The 23,660-nt window shown below is 41.1% G+C and carries 13 protein-coding genes and 1 pseudogene; 8 read left to right on the forward strand and 6 right to left on the reverse strand.

The features are described 5' to 3' along the window. Positions 1-124: 124 nt before the first annotated feature. From AACU32_RS08410 to AACU32_RS08420, 3 genes are all read right to left on the reverse strand, one after another. Positions 125-757, reverse strand: coding sequence for a Uma2 family endonuclease (locus AACU32_RS08410; protein WP_096599161.1), 633 nt, complete (start codon positions 755-757; stop codon positions 125-127). Position 758: 1 nt separating this feature from the next. Beyond that, entirely contained in the window at positions 759-1,367 is a 609-nt protein-coding gene (locus AACU32_RS08415) for a hypothetical protein (RefSeq protein ID WP_096599162.1), read from the reverse strand. A gap of 65 nt (positions 1,368-1,432) precedes the next feature. Then, entirely contained in the window at positions 1,433-2,314 is an 882-nt protein-coding gene (locus AACU32_RS08420) for a LysR family transcriptional regulator (RefSeq protein ID WP_096599163.1), read from the reverse strand. Between the two features lie 113 nt (positions 2,315-2,427). On the opposite strand from AACU32_RS08420, the gene ilvD reads away from it, so the two are divergent. The 3 genes from ilvD to AACU32_RS08435 all read left to right on the forward strand — a co-directional run bounded on the left by ilvD (position 2,428) and on the right by AACU32_RS08435 (position 13,910). Continuing rightward, on the forward strand, positions 2,428-4,116 hold the full coding sequence (ilvD, locus tag AACU32_RS08425; RefSeq protein WP_096607916.1) for a dihydroxy-acid dehydratase: 1,689 nt from the start codon (positions 2,428-2,430) through the stop codon (positions 4,114-4,116). 369 nt (positions 4,117-4,485) lie between these two features. Next, positions 4,486-12,180 carry an esterase-like activity of phytase family protein gene (locus tag AACU32_RS08430; protein ID WP_339377657.1) on the forward strand — a complete coding sequence of 2,565 codons (7,695 nt, stop codon included), beginning with the start codon at positions 4,486-4,488 and terminating at the stop codon, positions 12,178-12,180. A gap of 1,280 nt (positions 12,181-13,460) precedes the next feature. Further along, entirely contained in the window at positions 13,461-13,910 is a 450-nt protein-coding gene (locus AACU32_RS08435) for a hypothetical protein (RefSeq protein ID WP_096599165.1), read from the forward strand. A gap of 230 nt (positions 13,911-14,140) precedes the next feature. Here the strand turns inward: AACU32_RS08435 and AACU32_RS08440 are convergent, their stop codons facing one another. Continuing rightward, positions 14,141-14,416, reverse strand: coding sequence for a hypothetical protein (locus AACU32_RS08440; RefSeq protein WP_096599166.1), 276 nt, complete (start codon positions 14,414-14,416; stop codon positions 14,141-14,143). Positions 14,417-14,596: 180 nt separating this feature from the next. Here AACU32_RS08440 and AACU32_RS08445 point away from each other — a divergent pair. The 4 genes and pseudogenes from AACU32_RS08445 to AACU32_RS08460 form a co-directional block, all read left to right on the forward strand. After that, a pseudogene (locus AACU32_RS08445) lies at positions 14,597-14,749 on the forward strand (IS66 family transposase); the annotation flags it as partial. Positions 14,750-15,049: 300 nt separating this feature from the next. Continuing rightward, positions 15,050-15,661, forward strand: a complete 612-nt coding sequence (locus AACU32_RS08450) for an effector-associated domain EAD1-containing protein (RefSeq protein ID WP_096599168.1) — start codon at positions 15,050-15,052, stop codon at positions 15,659-15,661. A 758-nt stretch (positions 15,662-16,419) separates the two neighbouring features. After that, a complete protein-coding gene (locus AACU32_RS08455) occupies positions 16,420-17,172 on the forward strand; it encodes a hypothetical protein (RefSeq protein WP_096599169.1) in 753 nt (250 codons plus the stop codon). Between the two features lie 182 nt (positions 17,173-17,354). Next, complete coding sequence (locus AACU32_RS08460; protein ID WP_339377658.1) at positions 17,355-18,542, forward strand: glycosyltransferase; 1,188 nt, start codon at positions 17,355-17,357, stop codon at positions 18,540-18,542. A gap of 61 nt (positions 18,543-18,603) precedes the next feature. On the opposite strand, the gene AACU32_RS08465 is transcribed toward AACU32_RS08460, so the two are convergent. Continuing rightward, a complete protein-coding gene (locus tag AACU32_RS08465) occupies positions 18,604-19,770 on the reverse strand; it encodes a pyridoxal phosphate-dependent aminotransferase (protein WP_096599171.1) in 1,167 nt (388 codons plus the stop codon). Between the two features lie 348 nt (positions 19,771-20,118). Here AACU32_RS08465 and AACU32_RS08470 point away from each other — a divergent pair, with 348 nt between their 5' ends. Next, on the forward strand, positions 20,119-21,081 hold the full coding sequence (locus tag AACU32_RS08470; protein WP_096599172.1) for a DUF4351 domain-containing protein: 963 nt from the start codon (positions 20,119-20,121) through the stop codon (positions 21,079-21,081). Positions 21,082-21,427: 346 nt separating this feature from the next. On the opposite strand, the gene AACU32_RS08475 is transcribed toward AACU32_RS08470, so the two are convergent. Beyond that, a complete protein-coding gene (locus tag AACU32_RS08475) occupies positions 21,428-23,545 on the reverse strand; it encodes a hybrid sensor histidine kinase/response regulator (protein ID WP_096599173.1) in 2,118 nt (705 codons plus the stop codon). Positions 23,546-23,660 lie beyond the last annotated feature (115 nt).

Consider the following 23,660-nt stretch of genomic DNA (forward strand, 5'->3'; position numbering starts at 1 on the left):
CACCCTACTTCAAATTTATATTGCTTCACATATATTAAATTTTTCTTATAGAGTTACTTAAGTATAACAACTAAATAGCTTTTTTATTTTTGAGTGTGATGTTTGCAAGAAAAATTGCTTCTAACTATTCTATCTTTTCTCTAACCCAAGCGCGAAAAGATTTTAACAAAGCAATTTCGCCCATAGTTTTACTTTGCTGGATAAATCTGCTGATATCGCTGACAGATACTAGGGGAAAAGCAATGCTAAATTCATGCTCAACATATTGTCTATTTAACAATTGATAAAATTTTAAATCTTGCCCGTCATATCTCCAGAGTTCAGGTATACCCAGTGCTGAATAAATGCCAAATTTGTTGACTGAACTACTGGTAATATCAATTTCAATTGCTAAGTCAGGTGGTGGATCGGTTTCTAAATTTAGTGTTTCCCTTCCCCTGACTCTCAATTCAGTTTGTATATAGTAGCAATTGTCTGGTTCTATACCTCGATTTGCTAAACGACGTTTCAATGTTGTAGAACCAGCACTTTTAATTTCTCTTCCCAATTCTTCTACTAAAACCAAAATCAAGCGATCAAATTGAATTTTGGGGTTTTCATGTTCAAACAGTGGTGTCATAATTTCTAAAGTGCCGCAGTCATAAGCAAATCTAGAACCTCTGTCTTCACCTGTATCTCGCAATAAGGCTTCAAAGGTTTCCCAGCTAACGTTATATAGCACTGTTCTTTGTTCGGCATGAGGTGACTTGATCAGCATATTACAATAACTCTTCCGTCAGAATAGTAGATAAGATTCCTAAAATTTTACCTATATCATTAATATAATATTCATTCAAATCAATCTCAACTACCTTTCCCAGCAACTTGAGAAACTTCCAGTTAGTTCCACTGGTAACAGTTCCATAAATTGTCTGGATGTTGTTTCCTTCGCGTTCATTAAATAATTTCGCGGCTAGCATCTCTGCTACACATTGACCTAACCCAGCATTGAGATTTTCTTTTTTGGCTTCGACAATTGTTATTACTGGCGCATTAAGAATTAGTAGTTCTGGAGATAGGCTAATAATAAAATCGCAATTTCCATTTAACCCTTGTGCTGAATCAACAGTAAAATCAATTCCTGAGAATAAACTTATTTGATTATTTAAATATTTTCTAACAGCAATTAAAATAGGTGCAATAATCATTTCTGAGCGTGATTTTTCAGTATTGCTGGCAAGAGCTAAAGGGAGATTTTCTTGTAATGTTTGTGCGAGTAATGGCGGACAAGTTATTTCTGGTATTGAGGCGAAAATATTAATTTTGTCGGCAATAGTTAAGTCAAAGGTTTTTCTGACTCTGTCTAAAGTAAAGTCACTGTATGACATATTATTTACTCTAATAAATTCTCCAGATATTTGAATTGTGCCAATTATGAGTATTTTATTAAGGATTAGATAAACTTTTGAGTTAATTGTAAAAAATTCTCTACAATAGGCGTTAAACGGCTTTGCTGCCAAATTACAGCAGTTTCTATTACAGGTATTTCTGCTAGTAGAGGACGATAAACTACACCAGATCTTTGAAGATTCTGAAGAGAAGAGGGTGTAATCGCCACACCCATTCCAGCTGATACTAGTCCAATAATTGTTTGCATTTGAATCGCTTCTTGAGTAATGTGAGGTTTAAAATTTTCCTGTTGAAAAAGGCTCATGATGCGATCGTAAAGTCCTGGTGCTAGATAACGGGGAAACACGATCAAAGGTTCACTTAGGAGCGATCGCACACAGATGTATTCTTTTTGCGCCAATGAATGAGTTGAAGACAAAGCCACAACTAAGGTTTCTTGGTGAATACACTGATAAGATAATGTGTCATCTTCCAAAGGCGGATGACCAAAACCCACATGAATTAGGGAATCTCTCAGTGCTTGCTCTTGTTGACTTGTCGTTAACTCCAGTAGGACTAGTTCTACTTCTAGAAATTGCTCGCGAAATTGTCGCAAAATCAAGGGTAATAAGTCGTAAATTACCAAACTAGTAAATCCTATTTTCAGTTGACCTGTTTCACCTCTTCCAATCCTTTGAGTCAGTGTCACTGCTGTTTCTAGTTGCAGCAGTAGTTGATAAGCCTCATTTAAAAAGACTTTACCAGCTTCTGTTAGCTGTACTTGTCGCTTAGTTTTGCGATGAAAAAGTTCTACTCCTAGTTCTGCTTCTAGCTGCTGAATTTGTTGACTCAGCGGTGGTTGCGCTATATGCAGTCTTTCGGCGGCTTTACTGAAATGTAGTTCCTCAGCTACAGCAATAAAGTAGCGCAGATGTCGTAGTTCCATATTTTTGATATTTTATAAGTCTCAATTTTAAATAAATATATATTGGACATCTTAAATAAAGTATACCTATGATACTCTACAGAGATTTCCTCGATGCCGCAGGTGAAAAAACAATGTCAGAGAATTTCAAAAGTAAAGTTGTCACACAAGGGGTGCAGCGATCGCCTAATCGCGCTATGCTGCGTGCAGTAGGTTTTCAGGATGAGGATTTTAATAAGGCAATTGTTGGGATTGCCAATGGTTACAGTACAATCACCCCCTGTAATATGGGGATAAATAAACTGGCGCAAAGGGCGGAAGTTGCTGTAAAAACTGCGGGTGCAATGCCGCAGGTGTTTGGCACAATTACTATTAGTGATGGGATTTCGATGGGAACGGAAGGGATGAAATATTCCCTGGTGTCGCGAGAAGTAATTGCAGATTCGATTGAAACCGCCTGTACAGGACAGAGTATGGATGGTGTGTTGGCGATTGGCGGTTGTGATAAAAATATGCCAGGGGCGATGCTGGCGATCGCGCGGATGAATATCCCTGCTATTTTTGTTTATGGTGGCACGATTAAACCGGGACACTACAACGGGCGTGATTTAACTGTTGTCAGTTCTTTTGAAGCTGTCGGTCAATACAGCGCTGGTAAAATTGACGAGAATGAACTAACACAAGTCGAACGCAATGCTTGTCCTGGTGCTGGTTCTTGCGGTGGGATGTTTACAGCTAATACCATGTCTTCGGCTTTTGAAGCAATGGGGATGAGTTTACCTTATTCTTCGACAATGGCGGCGGAAGATGCGGAAAAAGCTGACAGTACAGAAAAATCTGCATTCGTCTTAGTAGAGGCGATTCGCAAACAACTGTTACCCCGCCAGATTATCACCCGCAAATCGATCGAAAATGCGATCGCTGTCATTATGGCAGTAGGTGGTTCCACAAATGCAGTATTACATTTTTTGGCGATCGCGCGCGCTGCTGGTGTAGAACTAACTTTAGATGACTTTGAAGTTATTCGTGCCAAGGTTCCAGTATTGTGTGATTTGAAGCCCAGTGGTAAGTATGTGGCTACTGACTTACACAAAGCTGGCGGTATTCCCCAAGTGATGAAAATGCTGTTGGCGCATGATTTGTTACATCCTGATTGCATTACTATCAGTGGTCAAACCATTGCAGAGGTATTGGCAGATGTACCAGATGAACCGTCTGCAAATCAAGATGTGATTCGTCCTTGGAATAACCCCATGTATGCCCAAGGTCACTTAGCGGTTCTGAAAGGCAATCTGGCAACAGAAGGGGCTGTAGCTAAAATTACAGGTGTGAAAAAGCCAATCATTACTGGCCCAGCACGAGTATTTGAATCGGAAGAATCCTGTTTAGATGCAATTTTGGCAGGTAAAATCAAAGCTGGTGATATCCTCGTCATCCGCTATGAAGGTCCCAAAGGAGGCCCCGGGATGCGGGAAATGTTAGCCCCCACCTCAGCCATTATTGGCGCTGGTTTAGGCGATTCTGTGGGATTAATTACCGATGGGCGGTTCTCCGGTGGTACTTACGGTATGGTAGTCGGTCACGTTGCACCGGAGGCAGCTGTTGGGGGTGCGATCGCGCTTGTGGAAGAAGGTGATAGCATCACAATTGATGCCCCTGCACGTCAATTACAGTTGAACATCTCCGATGAAGAATTAGCCCGTCGGCGTGCTAATTGGCAACCTCCCGCACCCCGGTATACTAAAGGCGTACTAGCTAAATATGCCAAATTGGTAGCTTCTAGCAGTCTCGGTGCAGTTACGGATTTGGATTTGTTTAATTAATTGCTAATAAGCTTTTAATTTGGAGGCAGAATGTTTCCGGCTAAACTCAGAAGCGGAGGCGGGCTGCTTCCTTTTTAATTTTTATTTTTTAAATAATTATTACTAGTATTTTTAATTAAATCAGCTATTTGTAAAGCTTTAGTGAATTTACCAATTCATAGCCTTTTCTTAATCTTAATTCAGTAAATTCTTGGTGATTATTTACACGAGCAAAACTGCTGAACGCTAAATTTCTGCGCTGAACACAAGAATACTAAACGCGGTACGACCTGTTTAAAAATAGGTCGGCATTTTGTGCAACCTAATTGATACTTGCACGAATCTCATTCTGAGCAAAGTATTTTCACACATCGATTTGCTTACTAAATTATGGCACCTACAAACTTGAATCCTGGTGATATTGCGATCATTGGTTTTAACACTACTAATCCAGATAGCCTGCGTTTTTTGGTGCTTGCAGATATTGAAGCAGGCACAACTTTTAACATTACAGATAACGGTTGGCTCTCTAGTAGTGGCTTTAGAACTGGTGAAGGAATTCTTACCTACACCGCTCCCACAACAATCTCTGCTGGTACAGTTCTGACTTGGGTCAACTCAAGTAGTAATAACTCACCTGGGTTTAACTCCAATATTCCTAGTAATTTTGCGCTGAATACCACTGGTGATTCGCTGATAATTTTTACAGGAACATTGGCAAATCCAGCACTAATTTATGCACTTAGTTCTGGTGCATGGAGTAGTAACGCGACTAGTGCCAGTACATCATCTGAGCCAACTTTGACGAATGGAGGAACCTTGGTAACAGGAACTTCCTCGGTAGCCGTACCCAACAGTAATGGTTACTATAATGGTTCGATAAATTCTGGAACTAAAGCACAATTACTATCTGCTATCTCAAACCCAGCAAATTGGACAACTACACCTAGTACAACAGCAACTAATTTGTCTGATTGGCAATCATCTTTTACGATTACTTCAACTGTTAACCCAAGCGTTAACCTCTCAGTTAGCACTAACTCAGGAACTGAAGCAGGCACAACAGAAATTACTGTAACCGCTACAGCTTCCAGTGCTGTTACTGGCGATCAAACAGTGAACTTGAATGTTGCTGGAACGGGAATTACAACAGGAGACTATACCCTCAGCAATAGCGTCATTACAATTGCCAATGGAGCAACCAGCGGTTCTGTCACCTTTAAAGTTGTAGATGATAACCTATTTGAAGGTGCTGAAACCGCAGCACTGACAATTAGCAACCCCTCATCAGGCATTGCTTTAGGCAACACAATTGCTCAGAATATTGCGATCGCAGATAATGATCCTGCCCCAATTCCCAGCGTCAACCTTTCCGTTAGCAGTACCTCTGGTTCGGAAGCCGGAACCACAGTCATTACAATTACCGCCACGGCTACCAACGCTGTTACTGGCGACCAAACGGTGAACTTGGGTATAGCTGGAACAGGAATTACAGCAGAAGACTACAACCTGAGTTCTAGCACTATTACAATTGCGAATGGGGCAACCAGTGGCTCTGTAAACTTTACAGTTGCAGACGATACCTTAGTTGAAGGAACGGAAATTGCCACCCTGACCCTGAATAATCCTTCCTCTGGAATTACACTCGGCAATAACACCAGCCAAAGCATTTCCATCGTCGATAACGATGTCACAGCTAACTTGGTCAACAGCATCACAGTAGCTGGAAATGCCACTGACTTGTATCCTACCAATGGCGGTACTGGGGGAGCAAACGTCAATCGTTTAGGTGGTTTTGGTTCTGATTTCTTCTACGACTACCGAACCGGTTCTTACTATGGACTAGTAGATCGAGGCCCTGGTGGCGGTACAATCCCTTACCCAACAAGGGTAGAAAAGATTGCCTTGAATGTTGACCCGAATACTGGTGCTGCATCTGGCTTCCAGGTGGCACAAACCATTCCCTTCTACATCCCAGCAGGTACAACCTTAAATGGTGTAACTTATACAACCGATACACCGTTTAATGGACTGAACTCTAAACTACTGCCAGATGGTAGTAATGGTAGCCTTCTAGCTCAAAGCCACGACCCAGAGGGGTTTGTCGTTGGTGCTAATGGCAACTTCTTTGTTTCCGATGAGTACGGGCCTTCCATCTACGAATTTGATCCAACTGGAAAGTTTGTCCGCGCCTTCACACCACCCAGTAATGTCATTCCTAAATTAAATGGTAGTCCCTACTATGCAGGGGATGTCACCGCTACCACAGGTCGCCAGGATAACCGGGGTTATGAAGGATTAGCAATCAGCCCTGATGGTACAAAGCTATTTGCAGTATTCCAAGATCCCCTGCAAGAAGAAGGCACACCAAATGGACGCTCTAGCCGCAATGTGCGCATCGTCAGATATGATGTTGCCACTGGTCAGAGTGATGCTCAGTATATTTATCAGTTGGAGAGCCTCAGCGATATCAACGCTCGCATTCCTGGAACTACCAACGATTTTGGCTCAACGGCTCAAGGTCGCAACATTGGTATTAGTTCCATCGTGTCCCTTAACAACACCCAACTGCTGGTATTAGAGCGAGATAACCGGGGTGTGGGTGTAGATCCAGCAAGTAATCTTCCCATTGGGTCAAAGCGGGTTTATCAAATTGACTTAACTGGAGCTACAGATGTTAGTGGTATTTCTTTGGCGGGAACCAACACGCTTCCGGCGAATGTAACCCCTGTAAGCAAGTCCCTATTCTTGGATATTGCTGGAGCGATTCAAGGTGCTGGTCAAACAGTACCAGAGAAAATAGAAGGATTGGCGATTGGCCCTCAACTAGCAGATGGTTCTTTCTCTCTACTGGTAGCCACAGATAACGACTTCAGCGTCACACAGAACGGTACTGGCACTCAGTTTGATGTGTACACAGATGGCACACAACAGGCGATTGACTCGGCTCCACCAAGTTCCGGTGCAACCCTGATTCCTAGCTACATTTACTCTTTCAAAACCCAAGCTGGAGCGTTGGATATTACGCCTGTGTTTGACTTTAGCGCCGCCAACTACAGCGTCACTGAAGGCAATACACCTGGCTTCTCTAATAGTGCCACGGTGCGGGTGACTCGTCGCGGAGATTTATCCAGCACTGATACTGTGCAATTGCAACTGAGTAATGGTACAGCAATTGGCGGTGGTGCAACTCCTGCGGCTTCGAGCAAGGGGCCGAATAGTTCTCAAACTCCCTATTTGCTGCCAGTTGTCTCTGGCGCTACCTTCACCTCAATTTTCACGGCGGGCGATTCGGTAAACCTCAAGCCTGATGGTACAACACCTTACCGTATGGTGGGTACTCCCGATGGTCTTGGTGCTTTTGATAACGGCGATGGCACTTTCACTGTACTGATGAACCATGAAATTGGCGGTACTTCTGGTGTTACACGCGCTCACGGTTCTGCTGGTGCTTTTGTCTCTAAATGGATTATCAATAAGTCTGATTTATCGGTTGTCAGTGGTAGCGATCTGATTCAGACTGTAAATCTTTGGAACGGTTCTAGCTTCACCCCAAGCACTAACGTCTTTAGCCGCTTCTGTTCTGCTGATCTGGCTGCTGTTTCTGCGTTCTATAACAGTGCTACAGGATTAGGTACAAGCGATCGCATTTACCTCAACGGCGAAGAAAATGGCAATGAGGGGCGTGCTTTTGCCCACATCGCCACCGGAGCAAACGCTGGCACAACTTACCAGTTACCTTCCTTGGGTAAGTTTAGTTGGGAAAATGCTGTAGCTAGTCCCACAGCTAGTAACAAAACCGTAGTTGCTGGTTTAGATGATGCTACTGGGGGTCAAGTTTACTTCTACATTGGAAATAAAACTAATACTGGCACGGAAATAGATAAGGCCGGACTAAACAATGGCAAACTGTTCGGTGTTAAAGTTACTGGGCTGGCAAATGAGACCGACTCAACCAAGTTAGCTTCTGGAACTCGGTTTACGCTGGGAGATTTAGGCAACGTCCAAAATACAACCGGGGCTAGTCTGCAAACCGCTAGTGTTGCTGCGGGGATTACAGGTTTCTTGCGCCCGGAAGATGGAGCTTGGGACCCCTCAAACCCCAGAGATTTTTACTTCAACACCACCAACGGCTTCAACAATCCTAGCCGTCTCTGGCGACTCCGCTTTGATGACCCAACTAATCCTGAGTCTGGCGGTACGATTGAAGCAGTTCTCGATGGAACTGAAGGACAGAAAATGTTCGACAACATGGCGATTGATCGCTATGGACATATTCTGCTCCAAGAAGATGTCGGAAATAATGCCCACATCGGCAAAATTTGGCAGTACGACATTGCTACTGATACACTCACCCAAGTTGCTCAACACGATCCCGCTCGTTTTCTTTCAGGCGGAGCTAATTTCCTCACTCAGGATGAGGAGTCATCTGGCATAATTGACGCTCAGGATATTCTCGGCCCGGGCTGGTTCCTGCTAGATGTACAAGCACATTACGGCATTAGTGGCGAAGTGGTCGAAGGCGGTCAACTGCTGTCGTTCTTCAACCCCGATACCTACAAATCTGCTGTCGATTATAACAACAGTGCGATCGCACTGACGTTCAATCCAGGTGAGACCTACAAAGATATACAGATTCCGATTGCTGGAGATTTCACCCCGGAAGCAAATGAAACCGTCAACCTCAGTTTAGCTAATCCTAGTGCTGGCACAGTAATTGGTAGCAAACAGCCCAATGCTGTATTGACAATTGTCAATGATGATATTGCACCCAGCGCCCGTATCCATGACATCCAAGGTACAGCTCATCGCTCTGCCTTGGAAGGGCAAAATGTAATTAACGTACCAGGTATTGTCACTGCCATAGCTAGCAACGGATTTTACTTACAAGACCCCAACCCTGATACCGACGATCGCACTTCGGAAGGAATCTTTGTCTTTACTAATTCCTCTCCTACAGTTGCAGTAGGCGATTACATCCAGGTTAGCGGTAAGGTTTCTGAGTTCCGTCCTGGTAACAATGCTAACAACCTGACAACCACGGAAATTATTAATCCCACAATTAATAAGCTATCGTCAGGTAATGCTCTGCCTACGGCTACAATTCTGGGTAACGGTGGTCGCACTATTCCCACAACAGTGATTGAAAATGATGCCACTAATGTAGAAAATAATGGCACATTCGATCCGGCTAGCGATGGTATTGACTTCTATGAAAGCCTAGAAGGGATGCGGGTGCAAATCAACAACCCAGTTGCTACCAGCCCCACCAACAGCTTTGGCGAAGTTTGGGTGTTAGCAGATAACGGAAATAATGCTACTAGCAAAACTGCACGGGGCGGTAGCTTAATTAACCAAACTGATTTCAACCCCGAACGGATTCAAATTGATGACAACCTGTTCACTGGGGGAACACCCAAGGTTAGCGTGGGTGCTAAGTTGGGAACAATTGTGGGTGTAGTAGACTACAACTTCAACAACTACGAAATCCTGCCAACTACTGCTCCTACTGTAGTTACTCTCAGTACCCTAACTAAAGAAGTAACAAACCTTACTCCCACCAATAATCAACTAACGGTTGCTACCTTCAACGTCGAAAATCTTGATCCAGGCGATGGTGCGACTAAGTTTAATAATTTGGCTGACAGAATTGTGAATAACTTGAAATCTCCAGATATCATTTCTCTGGAAGAAATTCAAGACAACAACGGGGCAACGAATGATAGTGTAGTTGATGCCAGCGTTACTTACCAAACATTAATTAATGCAATTACAGCAGCTGGTGGTCCCACATATCAATATCGGCAAATTAACCCAGTAGACGACACTAATGGCGGTGAACCTGGTGGTAATATCCGCGTTGGTTTCTTGTTTAACCCCAATCGTGTCAACTTTGTAGACCGTTCGGGCGGTACTTCCACCTCTAATACTACAGTCAGCAATGTCGGGGGAACTCCCACGCTTTCAGCTAGTCCTGGTTTAGTTGACCCGACAAACTCCGCCTTCAACAGCAGTCGTAAGCCATTAGTTGGTGAATTTACTTTCAACGGTCAGACTGTGTATGTCCTTGGCAATCACTTTAACTCTAAAGGTGGCGACCAACCTTTATATGGGCCGAATCAACCACCAACACTCAGCAGTGAAGTGCAGCGCCAGCAGCAAGCCACAATAGTGAAAAACTTTGTCGAGAGTATTCTGGCTATTAACCCCAATGCTAATGTGGTTGTAGCAGGTGACTTGAATGATTTTGAGTTTTCCAATCCCCTGAATACACTCAAAAGTGCAGGATTGAGCGCTTTAATTGAAACTCTACCTGCAAATGAACGTTATACCTACAACTTTGAAGGTAATGCTCAAACTCTCGACCATATCCTAGTAAGTAGCAACTTGTTAAGTAAACTCGATGGGTATGATGTAGTACATATCAACTCCGAGTTTTCCGACCAAGATAGCGACCACGACCCCAGCGTTGCTAGGTTTAATCTGTTAGGTAATCAAGCCCCAACGGCGGTCAACCTCAATAATCCGCTCAACAGTATCAATGAAAATAGTGATACTAGTATTCGAGTCAAGATAGCAGAGATTGCGATCGCCGATGATAATCTGGGTACAAATAACCTGAGTCTAACTGGTACAGATGCGGGTTCCTTTGAAATCGACAATTCTGTGCTGTACCTCAAAGCGGGAACTAACCTGGATTACGAAAGCAAATCTAGCTACAACGTCACAGTTGCAGTTGATGATTCCACAGTCGGTAACACTCCCGATGCTACTGCCAGTTTTACCTTGACTGTCAATGATGTCAATGAAGCCCCCACATCTGTTACATTCAAAAATCAAACTACTAGCCTAGCCGAAAATAGTAATACTAGTATTCGGGTGAAGGTAGCAGATATTGCGATCGCCGATGATACTCTGGGTACAAATAACCTGAGTCTAACTGGTACAGATGCGGGTTCCTTTGAAATCGACAATTCTGTACTGTACCTCAAAGCTGGAACCAACCTAGATTATGAAACTAAATCCAGCTACAACATCACAGTTGCAGTTGATGATTCCACAGTCGGTAACACTCCCGATGCTTCTACTGGCTTTACTTTGAGTGTGACTAACATTAATGAAGCACCCATTGCTAATAACGACAGCGCCACTACTACTGATATTCAGTCCATCACAATTAATGTTTTGGCAAATGATAGCGACCCAGATAATGACACATTATCTATCAGTAGTTTCACTAATGCGACTAAAGGCACAGTAGTTAAGAATGCCGATAATACTCTCACCTATACTCCCATTAGCGGTTCCTCTGGTGCTGATAGCTTTGTCTACACTGCTAGCGATGGTAAAGGTGGTACTGCATCAGCAACAGTAAACCTGAGTGTTAATCTGGCTAGTAATACAATTACTGGCACTTCAGGTAAGGATAACCTCAAAGGCACTAACAGAGACGATATTATCCGGGGTCTAGCTGGTAACGATTCCCTAACAGGTGGTAACGGCAATGATACCCTTTATGGTGGTCAGGGCAAGGATAATCTTCAGGGAGGAAATGATAACGACACTCTCTACGGAGATGAAGACAATGATACCTTAGTTGGGGGACTTGGTAACGATACCTTATATGGTGGTAGCGGCAATGATGAGCTTCAAGGCACAGATGATAACGACAATCTCTACGGCGATGACGGCAATGATACCTTACTCGGTGGTAATGGCAATGATTTGCTAGTAGGCGGTAAAGGAAAGGATACCTTGACTGGTGGTAGTGGAAGCGATCGCTTCTACTTAACTGGTAATAGTATTGGTGAATATGATAAAATCACCGACTTTAAGCCCAAAGTTGATACGATCCTCATCTCCAAATCAGAATTTGGTTTGAGCCAAGCCCTAGGTATACTAGACACCAGCTTATTCAGATTAGGTACAAAAGCTACAACATCGAGCGATCGCTTTATTTACAACAAAAATACAGGTAACCTGTTCTTTGATGTAGATGGAACTGGTAGCACAGCACAAATCCAAATAGCCCAGTTAACGAACAATGTAGCACTTACCAGTAGCGATATTACTGTAATTGCATAGTGTCAGTGGTCAGTGGTCAGTTGTTTTTTGAATCTGGTTTAATACCCATCGAAAGATACTGACTAGTTATAGGTAGGGGTTTAGCATTGCGCTTTACCCTTAGAACTAGCCCTTTCAAGGTGACTAACGGAAAGGCGTTGTTTCAGTGCTAACACCCTGAGCTATACCCTAAGATTTTGGGCTTTTTAAAGGTTGAAACAACCAATCTTCGTTCCAAATTTCATCACCTTGAAAGGGTTACCCTTAGAACTTACGCATTGACCAATTAGACAAAAAATGCAGTATGTTTCTATACTATGCTTTTTATCTACGTTTCCCTCCCTATGTGACAGTTTAGGGTGCTGAATTTAGGTTGTATAAATACTGTTACGATATATTATTATAATTAATATCTTGAAAATGGACGGACAAACCAAATTATACAAAACTATCCGGATCAGTATTATTGCTAGCCGTAATGTTCAGTAGGTAAGCGCGAAAATTCATAACTACGTCATTGCGAACGGAGAGAAGCGGAGTAAAGCAATCGCAAGGGTTTTGAGGGATTTACATTATGTTACATAGTTAGGTTTATTCATGCCTACCTACTTATTTTATTCAACGATTTAAAAAGAGAAATCCAATGAACATCCACCTTCGCAAAATTTTGAGAGTAAAATTTTTAGTTCTTGGAAGCATCTGTATTAGTGGCTGTAATGTGCAATACTGTGTCCAAAACTGCGAGATAAATCCTGTATATAACTCTCCGCCGATTTATTTTGAGCAGAACAATAATCAACCCAAAACGCCTAACCCTCCGCAATGAGCCTCAAACGTCCCTAAATCCCCATGTTTTCAGATCAAATCTGTTTTAACAGGACTTAAACATTTTGGGGGTAAAAACAAGCCTCAAAGCTATACAGGGCAAGGAAAACACAGCAAAGGTTCAAAAAAGCTTGTTTTGACTGCACCAGTAAAAGTCTAAGTTATTTGGCGCAACTTTTGAGAGCGTAGCTACAAGGTTTTCAGGCTCTAAAAATTACAGGGGTTCAAATGGTACGGCTAAAAGTTAGTTTTTTTTCTGAAACCTTGTCTGAGTAATATTTCCAGGCTCAACATGGCGGCAAAATGCCCTTTGGCTACTTTTACCCCCGATCGAGAGTAATTTAGATATGCAGCCTGAAACCTTATTATTCTCTCAGCGCCTCTACACATCTGCGTGAGACAATTCATCCTGCATTTATGCAAAGCTCCTTTTTTAAAAGAATATCTTTATACAGCTAGTATTTAAAATCAAAGAAATGGGACTTAGAAAGGAAAAAATCTTATTTATTAGATTATTAGCTACTGTAAGTCTATTTATCTCAAGCTGTAATATACAAATTTGCCTTCCACTATCAACTTGTAAGCAACCTGTAACTTATCAAAATCAACCTACAAAATATCCTTCGGGCATTTTTATCAGCAAAGATGGTTTTTTTGTCTCATTTGATGAGAACACACAAAAGCTGATTATAAAACATCCTAAAAATACTAAACATAATCATAGTTTCCAATTAATAAAGATACAACATAGTATTGATAATTCCAATAAGATGCGTCATTTATATTTTTGGCATAATCAAGGTTATCAATATAAAGTCGCATGGCGACCAAAAGAAAACCCTGATATCATACGTTTAGAAATATTTGGCGATGGCGATAATGTTAATACACTACTGACAAAAGACCGGAAAGAACATCAAAAATAATTCTTAGATCAAAGTTAAAAAATCTTTCAAAGAGTTTATTAAGCTAAAGTTAGCGATTAAAATGAAAATATTCCAATAACCATTGATAGGTAAGAAAATTCCATTGGACACTTTCCGCATATTAACTTCATACTTTACTTTCGGCGTATATTGAAAGATATTTTTTTACCATATCCTGACTATTCAAATAAATTATAAATAATAGGTGCAATTTATCTATTTTGTTTATATTATAAACATTTTTCGCTTGATAAATTTTTGTTTACTCTAGCTCCTTTCGACTTCTTACAGCTTTCACTATTAGTATTAGAACTGTCATTGGGTCTGTTAACCGAGGTAGTGTTACCATTACCCTCTACATCTATAACTTGATTACCATTACCATTATATTGTTTACTCTTAGAATTATCATTATGTCCTGGCTCAATACTACAACTATTGAGCAATGTTGCTAAACTTGTAATTAATACCAAAACAAGAGTTTTCTTTATTGTTAAGTTAAACATTCTTATGCACAATATATAGCCTTATAAAAATAGTTGTAAACTAACGATTCAATTCCTAAAATATAAATATGATTTTACATAAAGGGTGGAATTTTGTCAACACAAATTTCCAAACAGATTTTACTTTTACTCAAAGAATAAAGTTAGGTAACTTAGAAGATTTATTGTGACTATTCTTTATTGGAAACAATTTTAGGGACTGAGTATACAGGGGTACTCAGTAGCGAGGATTTTAGTGTTTACAATGGCTATCAAGCTGTGCAAGAGCAAAAATGTTTGGCTCATCTACGCCGTCAAAGCATCTCTGTGATTGTTTTTTTGCCCAAGCTCTATTGGCTGACTCTCTTAATTACAAATCTCGCCCGTCCCTACTTCCTAAATATTAGACCTGAACCGTTACAGAGAACCTTTTAACACTTTTAGTTTTTATCAACCTATCTATGGCTCAATATTATTGATTTTATATAACTTAACTATCCCTTTATTTAATCATATTGAATGTTAAAATAAAACTTAATAAAATTTACCCAGCAAGTACGGAATGTAGGGGCAATTCATGAATTGCCCCTACGGTAAATCAAGGCTTTTACGTCATTTTTGCGTAAGTCCTAATTAATAACTAAATAATAGCCAATGAAAGATTTATCTGAAAATGAACAGAGAGAATTAATAGGGAAGTTTAGAGATGCTATCATTAGTGCTTATCCATCTTTGAACTCCTTAAAGATGATGTTTGAGCCTAAATTCGGTGTAAATCTGAATACGATCATAAACGATACAAGTACTTACTCATCGCAAGTTCATCAACTATTGACTGAATGGGCAATTTCCCAAGGACAATTTAATAATCTATTACAAGCTGCTTATGAAGGCAATTCCGGTAATGAAAAACTCAAAAAGTTTTATGAATCAGTAAATAATAGGGAGAATCAAAAACCAAATACTTCAGGTCGAGACATTGTTAAGCCGCTCACTCCACCTCTAATTAATCCTCGATTTAAATTTTTCTGTACTATCTTCTTTATCTTATTTATTATAGGTGGATTTTTTAATCAAATTTTAATAAAATCCCTAACAACAATATCTTCTCCGACTCCAACCAATAGTCCTATTCAAAAGTGCAGAACTATAGCAAATGCAGGAAAAGGTTCATCAATAATAGAATGTGAAGAACAAAACGAACTATGCACTTATTCAATATCGGGGTCTATTAAACAACTAAAAGGTTGTCGTCCAAAATCATAAATTGTTTACAAAAACAGAACATAAGAGACTGGAGAATCCATCCTTGCTCGTCAGTTATATCTGCCGTAGAACTCGCTTTAATTCAGCGTTTCTGCAAAGCGACAACTACAGCTAGAGTGCGAGCGCTCACTTCTAATTTTAGGACTTACGCATTTAGTTTTCCCTTATTTTTTTACTGCATTTTTTGTCTAATTTGTCAATGCGTAAGTCATAGGACTAGCCCTTTCAAGGTGAACGTTTGTACTATTGAATAAATAATGTTTTTCACTCTTTTTTGGGATTTTAGCGCAGGCGATCGCTTAATTTATATCCAAAAATTTTTTCTTCAATTCCAGCCGATGCCTGAAATGCGGTAAAAGCTTAGATAGTACGTATGCTCACCTTGAAAGGGGTAGTCCTAGGACGTGTTTTCAAACTCAAAAAGTAGGTTGAGTTAAGCGAAGTGAACCCAACAAAGCCACGAAAATGTTGGGTTTCGTTCCTCAAACGCCACTTCACTCAAGTCGGTAAATCCGCCCACGTGAGTGGCTCCCCAACCTACATTTAAGTCTAATTTAAGTTTTGAAAACAGTCCCTAAACCTTATCATCGGCAAAAACTCCACTCGCCGGGTGGAGTTTTTTATTGCGATTTTTGTAGAGAAATTAAGATTGTTGCTGCCCACATTTCACACAGCTATAGTTGAGCTAAAGTGCGAATTTTCATGAAACACCCCAAAGATGGGTTGCGGTTTCGATTTTAGCTTCGGTAAAATGTTCTATGGCTTCTCAAATAGGCATCAATTTATCAGCAGAAATGTGGCAACGCTTTCAACAAACGAAAGATTTTGTCAGCAACTCAGCACAGCAAGCAAGCCAGTCTGTCAAAGAAACTACAAACCAAGCTACAGAAAGAGCTATTAATACAGTTACGACAACTTGGGAACAGGCTAAAGGTTCTGTAGCACAAAGTTTGCAAACAGCTGAACAAATTAAGAGTACAACATCGCAAGCAGTACAAACAGCGATCGCTTCTTCGATGAATGATTGGATAGCACAACACCCGATATTTTTCCAGCTAGTCCAAATACTCGGTTGGGCAGCTAATCACCCCATTATCAGTTGTATAATACTGGTATTTATCTTAGCGCTTCTCTGGAGCTTAATCAAAGCGATCGGGCGCTTAATTGAAGTAACTAGTTGGACAATTCTGCGAGTTCCCATCAAATTACTTCAGGCTTTGATAAAAGTGAGCTTTCTCTCTTTGAGTAAATTTGCGACTTTTACTGTTCAAAAAATGACAGGCGCTCAAACAATAGATACAACTGCGCTACCGATAAATTCTCAGATAGAGTATCAAGATAAACAGCAAAGATTAGCAGAAATTTCTCATAGACTCGAAGCAATTCACAAAGAACAGCAGAATCTCTTGCAAGAAGCAGCAAGCTTAATGGCTTCAGACACAAATGATCTAAAAATGCTAAATGGGAAATTAAATAGTAATCAAAATAAAACTGTAGGCAATAGGCAATAAATATTTGGCACATTATTTATTAAATACAATTGATTTAATTTTTGAACTACTATAAAATTCATACTTAATTTTTGAAAGATATGTAGTAGGCAATGCCCACTAGCTCAGGGTTTTGCTGGGCATTGCCTACATTTACTGAGAATTGTTCAATAAAAAATCGCATTATTATACATCACGACAATATGAAACTCAGCCTGTGTATGATTGTGAAAAATGAAGAAGCTACACTACCTAAATGTCTCAGCAGTGTGAACAATGTCGTAGATGAAATTGTTGTTTTAGATACAGGTTCTAGCGATCGCACTCCAGAAATCGCTACAGCCTACGGTGCAAAAGTACATCACTTTAAATGGAACAATAACTTTAGTACTGCTCGCAATGAAGCTCTCAAATATGTCACAGGTGACTGGATTTTAGTGTTAGATGCAGATGAGACGCTAACACCGGAAATCGTACCACAGATTCACGCCGCAATTCAAAGTGAAGAATATCTCTTAATCAACCTGGTGCGCCAAGAAGTAGGTGCAGAACAATCTCCTTATTCTTTGGTTTCCAGGCTGTTTCGCCATCACCGAGGAATTAGCTTTTCTCGTCCTTACCATGCTTTGGTGGATGACAGCGTAGCCGCGATTTTAGCGAAAGAACCCCAATGGCAAATTGGCTATTTACAAGGGGTGGCGATTCTCCATAAAGGATATCAAAAAGATGCGATCGCTCAAGGTAATAAATACGCGAAAGCTCAAGCAGCAATGGAACAGTTTCTGGCTGCCCATCCTTACGATCCTTATGTTTGTAGTAAATTGGGAGCCTTGTATGTCACAACTGGCAAAATTAATGAAGGTATAGAACTCCTAAAAAGAGGAGTGAGAACTAGTGAAGAAAACTACGAAATTTTATATGAACTTCATTATCATTTAGGTATAGCTTATAGTCGGTTACAAAATCATAAACAAGCTAGCCTTCATTATCAAGCTGCTATTAAATTACCAATTTACCCGATTTTAAAATTGGGAGCATATAACAATATCGGTAACCTACTCAAAGCAGCCGGAGACTTGAAAACTGCCAAAAAAGCTTATGAAGCAGCTTTGAAAATTGACCCGAATTTTGCTGCGGGACATTACAATTTAGGGATGACATTGAAGGCTTTGGGTTTATTTACAGATGCGATCGCCTGTTATCAAAAAGCCATCAAGTTAAACCCCTCCTATGCAGAAGCTTATCAAAATTTGGGAGTAGTGCAGCTAAAAGTTGGCAATCAGCAAGCGAGTTTAATTGCCTTTAAAAATGCGATCGCCTTACATCAAGAGCAAAACCCCGAAGAAGCGCAAAGGCTGCGTCAGGGTTTGCACGAAATGGGGTTGATGTGAGAGGATTGTTGACGGTTAACTGTTGAGGGTTGACTGTTGAGTGTTGAGTGTTGACATTTGACTAAATGCGCGATCGCACAAATTTCTCCAATCTATCCATTCCCTTTTCAATTGTTGCCATATCTGTGGCGTAGGAAAGGCGGATGTTTTTATCAGCACCAAAGGCGATTCCGGGAATTACTGCTACTTGATGTTCTTCAATCAGCGCATCACAGAATTCCAAGGATTTTAAACCTGTTTTGCTGATGTCGGGGAACAGATAAAAAGCACCATCTGGTTTGGGACAACTCAATCCGGGTATGGCGTTGAGTCTGTCTAGCATTACCTGTCGCCGTTTAGCAAAGGCTTGGCGCATTTCTTCAACGCAGTCTTGCTCACTTTCTAAAGCAGCGATCGCGCCATATTGGGCAAAGGTACACACGTTAGATGTACTATGCCCTTGGATGGTACTTGTGGCTTTGATGATTTCTACTGGCCCTGCTAAATAGCCAAGTCGCCAGCCTGTCATGGAATAAGCTTTAGCAAAGCCGTTGCTAATTAAAGTCCGGGCGAAAATTTCCTTACCCAGAGAACCGATGCTGATATGCTCTGCTCCATCATAGAGAATTTTCTCGTAAATTTCGTCAGAGACAACAAAGATATCTGCATCAACTACTACCTTTGCCAGTGCTTTAATTTCCTCTGGGGTGTACACCATTCCCGTTGGGTTAGATGGTGAGTTGAGGATAAATAGCTTGGTTTTTGGGGTAATTGCTTTGCGCAGTTGTTCGGGAGTAATTTTATAGCCCGTGGAAGCATCTGTGGGTACAATTACTGGCACTCCGCTGACTAAAGTTACCATTTCGGGATAACTGAGCCAGTAGGGAGCCGGGATAATGACTTCATCTCCTGGATCGATGAGGGCGACGATCAAGTTGTAGAGAGAATGTTTCCCGCCGTTGGTGACGATGACATTTTCGGCTTTATAATCTAGACCATTATCAGTTTTCAGCTTCTGGGCGATCGCTTCCCTTAACTTCGGTTCTCCGGCGGCTGGGCCATATTTGGTTTTGCCTTCATCCAAAGCTTTTGCTGCTGCTGCTTTGATATGGGCTGGGGTATCAAAATCTGGTTCTCCAGCGCTAAAACTACAAACGTCCACACCCTCTGCCTTCATTGCCTTAGCTTTAGCTGCGATCGCTAAGGTTAAAGAGGGTGTTACCTGACTTACTCGTGCTGCCAGCTTCATTCTTAATTATTTATTCGCTTAATCTCTAACCTATTTAACAATATCCCACAATCTTGATCGAGAATTGCCTTTTCAGAATTCCTTAGCCCGTCTCGTTAACAAATTCTGGCAATATGAGAATTTGTTTAATAGTAGAGCGTGTAAATATTTGTACTTCTATAATCCGATTTTATTGCTCAATTTAACCTGTGATGAGACAGAGATAGGTATAATTTCTGGCATAATGTAGCAAATTAAGCTTTTTCCCAGCTTATTGCAGGTTTTTGGTGATATATCGGCTCAATGTCAAAGTAAAGCGATCGCTCACAACAGGATATATTCCCTAGAAATAATAGATAATTCACGCCAATGACTGATAATAATGACAACCTATATCAGAATCCAGCAACCGAATATGATTCGCCTTGGAAAGATATTTTACAAACATATTTTTCTGAATTTATGCAGTTCTTTTTTCTCGATGCATATAACGAAATTGATTGGAGACAACAGCCAGAATTTTTAGATAAAGAACTACAAGAAGTAGTAGCAGATGCAGAGATTGGCAGACGTTTTGCTGATAAATTGGTAAAAGTTTATCTCAAGAATGGTCAAGAAAAGTGGGTATTAATTCATGTAGAAGTGCAGTCTCAAGAAGAAGCAGATTTTGCGGCAAGGATGTATACCTATAATTATCGTATCTATGATAGATATAAAAAATCGGTGGCTTCTTTGGCAATTCTGGGAGATGATAGAGCAAATTGGCGACCTGAACAATTTGGTTATAGTCTGTTTGGGTGTACGTTGAATTTTCAATTTCCCATTATTAAGTTGATCGATTATCAACAACGGTTATCAGAACTAGATAATGACAGTAACCCATTCGCAACGGTAGTAATGGCACACTTGGCGGCACTGAATACCCGTAATAACCGTAACAACCGTAAAGAGCAAAAACTGGCATTGGTACAAAGGTTGTATGAAAAAGGGTTTGAGGAGCAGGACGTTATTAATTTAATTGCGTTTGTGGATTGGATGTTGACTTTGCCACCCAATTTGGCAGCAGAGTTTAAACTAGAAATACAACAACTGGAGGCTAGACGACGGATGAAATATGTAACTTCCTTTGAACGTATTGCCAAGCTGGAAGAAGCATTATCATTAGTGACACGACAACTCAATCGTCGTCTAGGTACTGTTGATGAGGCATTAGTTGAGCAGGTGCGCTCTTTAACTATTGATGAGTTGGAAGCATTAGCCGAGGATTTGCTTGATTTTACCTCGATGACTGATTTAACTAATTGGTTGTCAGGAAGGCAACAAAATTCCTAGTCTAAAAGCTTCTCCAGGGCAATAGGAAAGAATTTTTTCGCAAATCAGATATTAGCAAAATTTAGATATTCTAGAGGGCACGGCAGTGCCCATTGGTATCAACTTAAGTTAAAACGCTTATCCCACAAGTCTTTCACCCCACCCCTTAATCCCCTCCCCGTAAACTCTGAGGGGACGTTTTGGCTTTAGACAAAACTGGGGTGGGGTAACGCGGATCTTGATGTTAAGCGATTTAATTCAAAATCAAGCTTTGGCAAGGGTTTCATGTTAAGTTGACACGTATGGGCAGTGCCGTGCCCCTACAATCTGTTGCATTTTTTTCAAATTGGTATAATCACGAATTATTTTAATTTGGGTAATTGAGTTCGGCTAATTTGACGATCGCATCAATCAATTTAATTGGTTCAACTGGTTTAGAAGCATACATGTGAAAACCAGCTTCTAGCGCGTCTTTTGCGTCTTCTTCTCTAGCATAGGCTGTTAAGGCGATCGCGGGAATTCTGCCGCCTTTTTCTGCTGGAAGCCCTCTAACTTTGCGGATGAGTGTATAGCCGTCTTCTTCTGGCATTCCAATATCGCTAATTAAAATATCTAATGGGTATTGTTGAATTGCTGAAAGTGCTTCTTTGACTGAATTAACGGCTGTGACTTCAGCGCCAGCTTGCTGGAGGGCGACGGTAAGAAAATGACGAGTATCAGTATCGTCATCCACTACTAATAGCCGTAAATTTTTCAGGGGTAATTTGGGTATGGATGCAGCAGCAGCTTCCTCTGAGGTTTCTGGGCTTTCGTGGGGTTTAGCTTCTAAAAAGGGTAATTTTACAGTAAAGGTTGCACCTTTTCCTTCACCAGGGCTGTCAGCGTGGATAGTTCCGCCGTGTAATTCTACTAAGTGACGAGCGATCGCTAATCCTAATCCTAATCCGGTGTGACTTCTCGTGGTACTGCCATCGGCCTGACGAAAGCGATCAAATACATATTGCAAAAAGTCGGAGTTTATGCCTATCCCTGTATCATTCACCTGAATTTGCGCATAGCTGTCTTGGATTTCTTTACCCCTAATCGCTGATAATCTGATTTCTACTCGCCCGTTTTGGGGCGTGAATTTAATCGCATTGGTGAGTAAATTCCACACAACTTGTTGTAAGCGATCAGGATCGCCAGAAACCATAAATGGTGAGGCTAAATGGTTAGATACAGAGACATAGCCGTTATTTTCTCTGTTATTTTTGGCTTTTTTCCTAGCTTCGTCAATGTTACCCGCTTCATTGGGTGCAATCACAAACTCAAATAGAAGATTTTTGGCTTCGGCTTGTAAACGTACAGTATCTACTGCTGCGTCAATCACCGTTACTAAATTGACTGGGCAAATATTTAAAAATAGTTTGCCACGAATAATCCGTGAGACATCTAAAATATCTTCAATTAGCTGTTCCTGCAACAGTGCATTGCGTTCAATGGTTTCCAAAGCACGGGCTGTAGCTTTCTCGTCTAGTTTACGATTGCGCAGGAGTTTAGACCAACCAAGAATCGAGTTTAGAGGTGTGCGCAGTTCATGAGATAAGGTGGCTAAAAACTCATCTTTCATGCGGTTGGCGGCTTCCGCTTCTTTGAGTGCTGCTTGTTCGCGGATCAATTTGGCGCGTTCTTCTTCAGCTCGTTTGCGATCGCTAATATCTTCTACTGTCCCTACATAACCGATAACTTCGCTTTTAGCGGAAAGCATCGGTGAAGAACGCAAAGTTAACCACCTGACATCCCCCTCTGGTGTGATAATACTAAACTCGTCATAGCATTCTTTGCCGTCTTGAGCGCAGGTTGACCACTCGGCAAATATGTTTTCTCTATCTTGGGATGCTAGCGATCGCAACCAACCTTTGCCCAAACACTCTTCACCAGAGATCCCTAATATAGTTTGGTAGCGGGGATTGGTATAAGTACAATTACCTTGAATGTCTGTTAAAAAAATGCCTATTGGTGAGTTAGCACATAAAGAACGAAACTGTTCTTCACTCTTGCGCAAATTGGCATTCAAGGCTGCTAGTTGGGCTGCTTGTCGTTCTACCTCTGCCGTTTTTTGAAACAAATCAACAAACGCCGACACCTTTGATTTCAAGATTTCCGGCTCAATTGGCTTAAAGAGATAGTCTACTGCGCCTAGAGAATAGCCCTTAAATACCATTGATTCGTTGGTACTAAATGCCGTCAAAAAAATGATCGGTGTATGCCGCGATCGCTCCCGTTGGCGGATGAGAGTTGCTGTATCAAATCCATCCATCTCCGGCATTTGCACATCGAGCAAAATTACAGCAAAGTCTTGATTAAGCAAACATCTCAAAGCTTGGGCCCCCGATGTCGCCCTTACCAGATTCTGACCTAGGCTGTGTAATATGGCTTCTAACGCCAACAAGTTTTCTGCATGGTCATCAACCAGGAGAATATTGACTGGTAGTTCAGACGGCATTATGGGTATAGACTCCTAGCTAGACTAAAAAATTAGTTTCTATGCTTTTTTATAGACTTTCGACTTTCTGGAGGAGTTTTTCAACTATCTCAGGTTACAGCTTTGAGGAAAAGGA

Source organism: Calothrix sp. NIES-2100 (assembly GCF_963875285.1).
GTDB lineage: Bacteria > Cyanobacteriota > Cyanobacteriia > Cyanobacteriales > Nostocaceae > Aulosira.

Bases quoted from the DNA above. Each gene is read 5' to 3' on its own strand.
- AACU32_RS08410 (WP_096599161.1), bottom strand. From the start codon at position 757: ATGCTGATCAAGTCACCTCATGCCGAACAAAGAACAGTGCTATATAAC.
- AACU32_RS08415 (WP_096599162.1), bottom strand. From the start codon at position 1,367: ATGTCATACAGTGACTTTACTTTAGACAGAGTCAGAAAAACCTTTGAC.
- AACU32_RS08420 (WP_096599163.1), bottom strand. From the start codon at position 2,314: ATGGAACTACGACATCTGCGCTACTTTATTGCTGTAGCTGAGGAACTA.
- ilvD (WP_096607916.1), top strand. From the start codon at position 2,428: ATGTCAGAGAATTTCAAAAGTAAAGTTGTCACACAAGGGGTGCAGCGA.
- AACU32_RS08430 (WP_339377657.1), top strand. From the start codon at position 4,486: ATGGCACCTACAAACTTGAATCCTGGTGATATTGCGATCATTGGTTTT.
- AACU32_RS08435 (WP_096599165.1), top strand. From the start codon at position 13,461: ATGGGACTTAGAAAGGAAAAAATCTTATTTATTAGATTATTAGCTACT.
- AACU32_RS08440 (WP_096599166.1), bottom strand. From the start codon at position 14,416: ATGTTTAACTTAACAATAAAGAAAACTCTTGTTTTGGTATTAATTACA.
- AACU32_RS08450 (WP_096599168.1), top strand. From the start codon at position 15,050: ATGAAAGATTTATCTGAAAATGAACAGAGAGAATTAATAGGGAAGTTT.
- AACU32_RS08455 (WP_096599169.1), top strand. From the start codon at position 16,420: ATGGCTTCTCAAATAGGCATCAATTTATCAGCAGAAATGTGGCAACGC.
- AACU32_RS08460 (WP_339377658.1), top strand. From the start codon at position 17,355: ATGAAACTCAGCCTGTGTATGATTGTGAAAAATGAAGAAGCTACACTA.
- AACU32_RS08465 (WP_096599171.1), bottom strand. From the start codon at position 19,770: ATGAAGCTGGCAGCACGAGTAAGTCAGGTAACACCCTCTTTAACCTTA.
- AACU32_RS08470 (WP_096599172.1), top strand. From the start codon at position 20,119: ATGACTGATAATAATGACAACCTATATCAGAATCCAGCAACCGAATAT.
- AACU32_RS08475 (WP_096599173.1), bottom strand. From the start codon at position 23,545: ATGCCGTCTGAACTACCAGTCAATATTCTCCTGGTTGATGACCATGCA.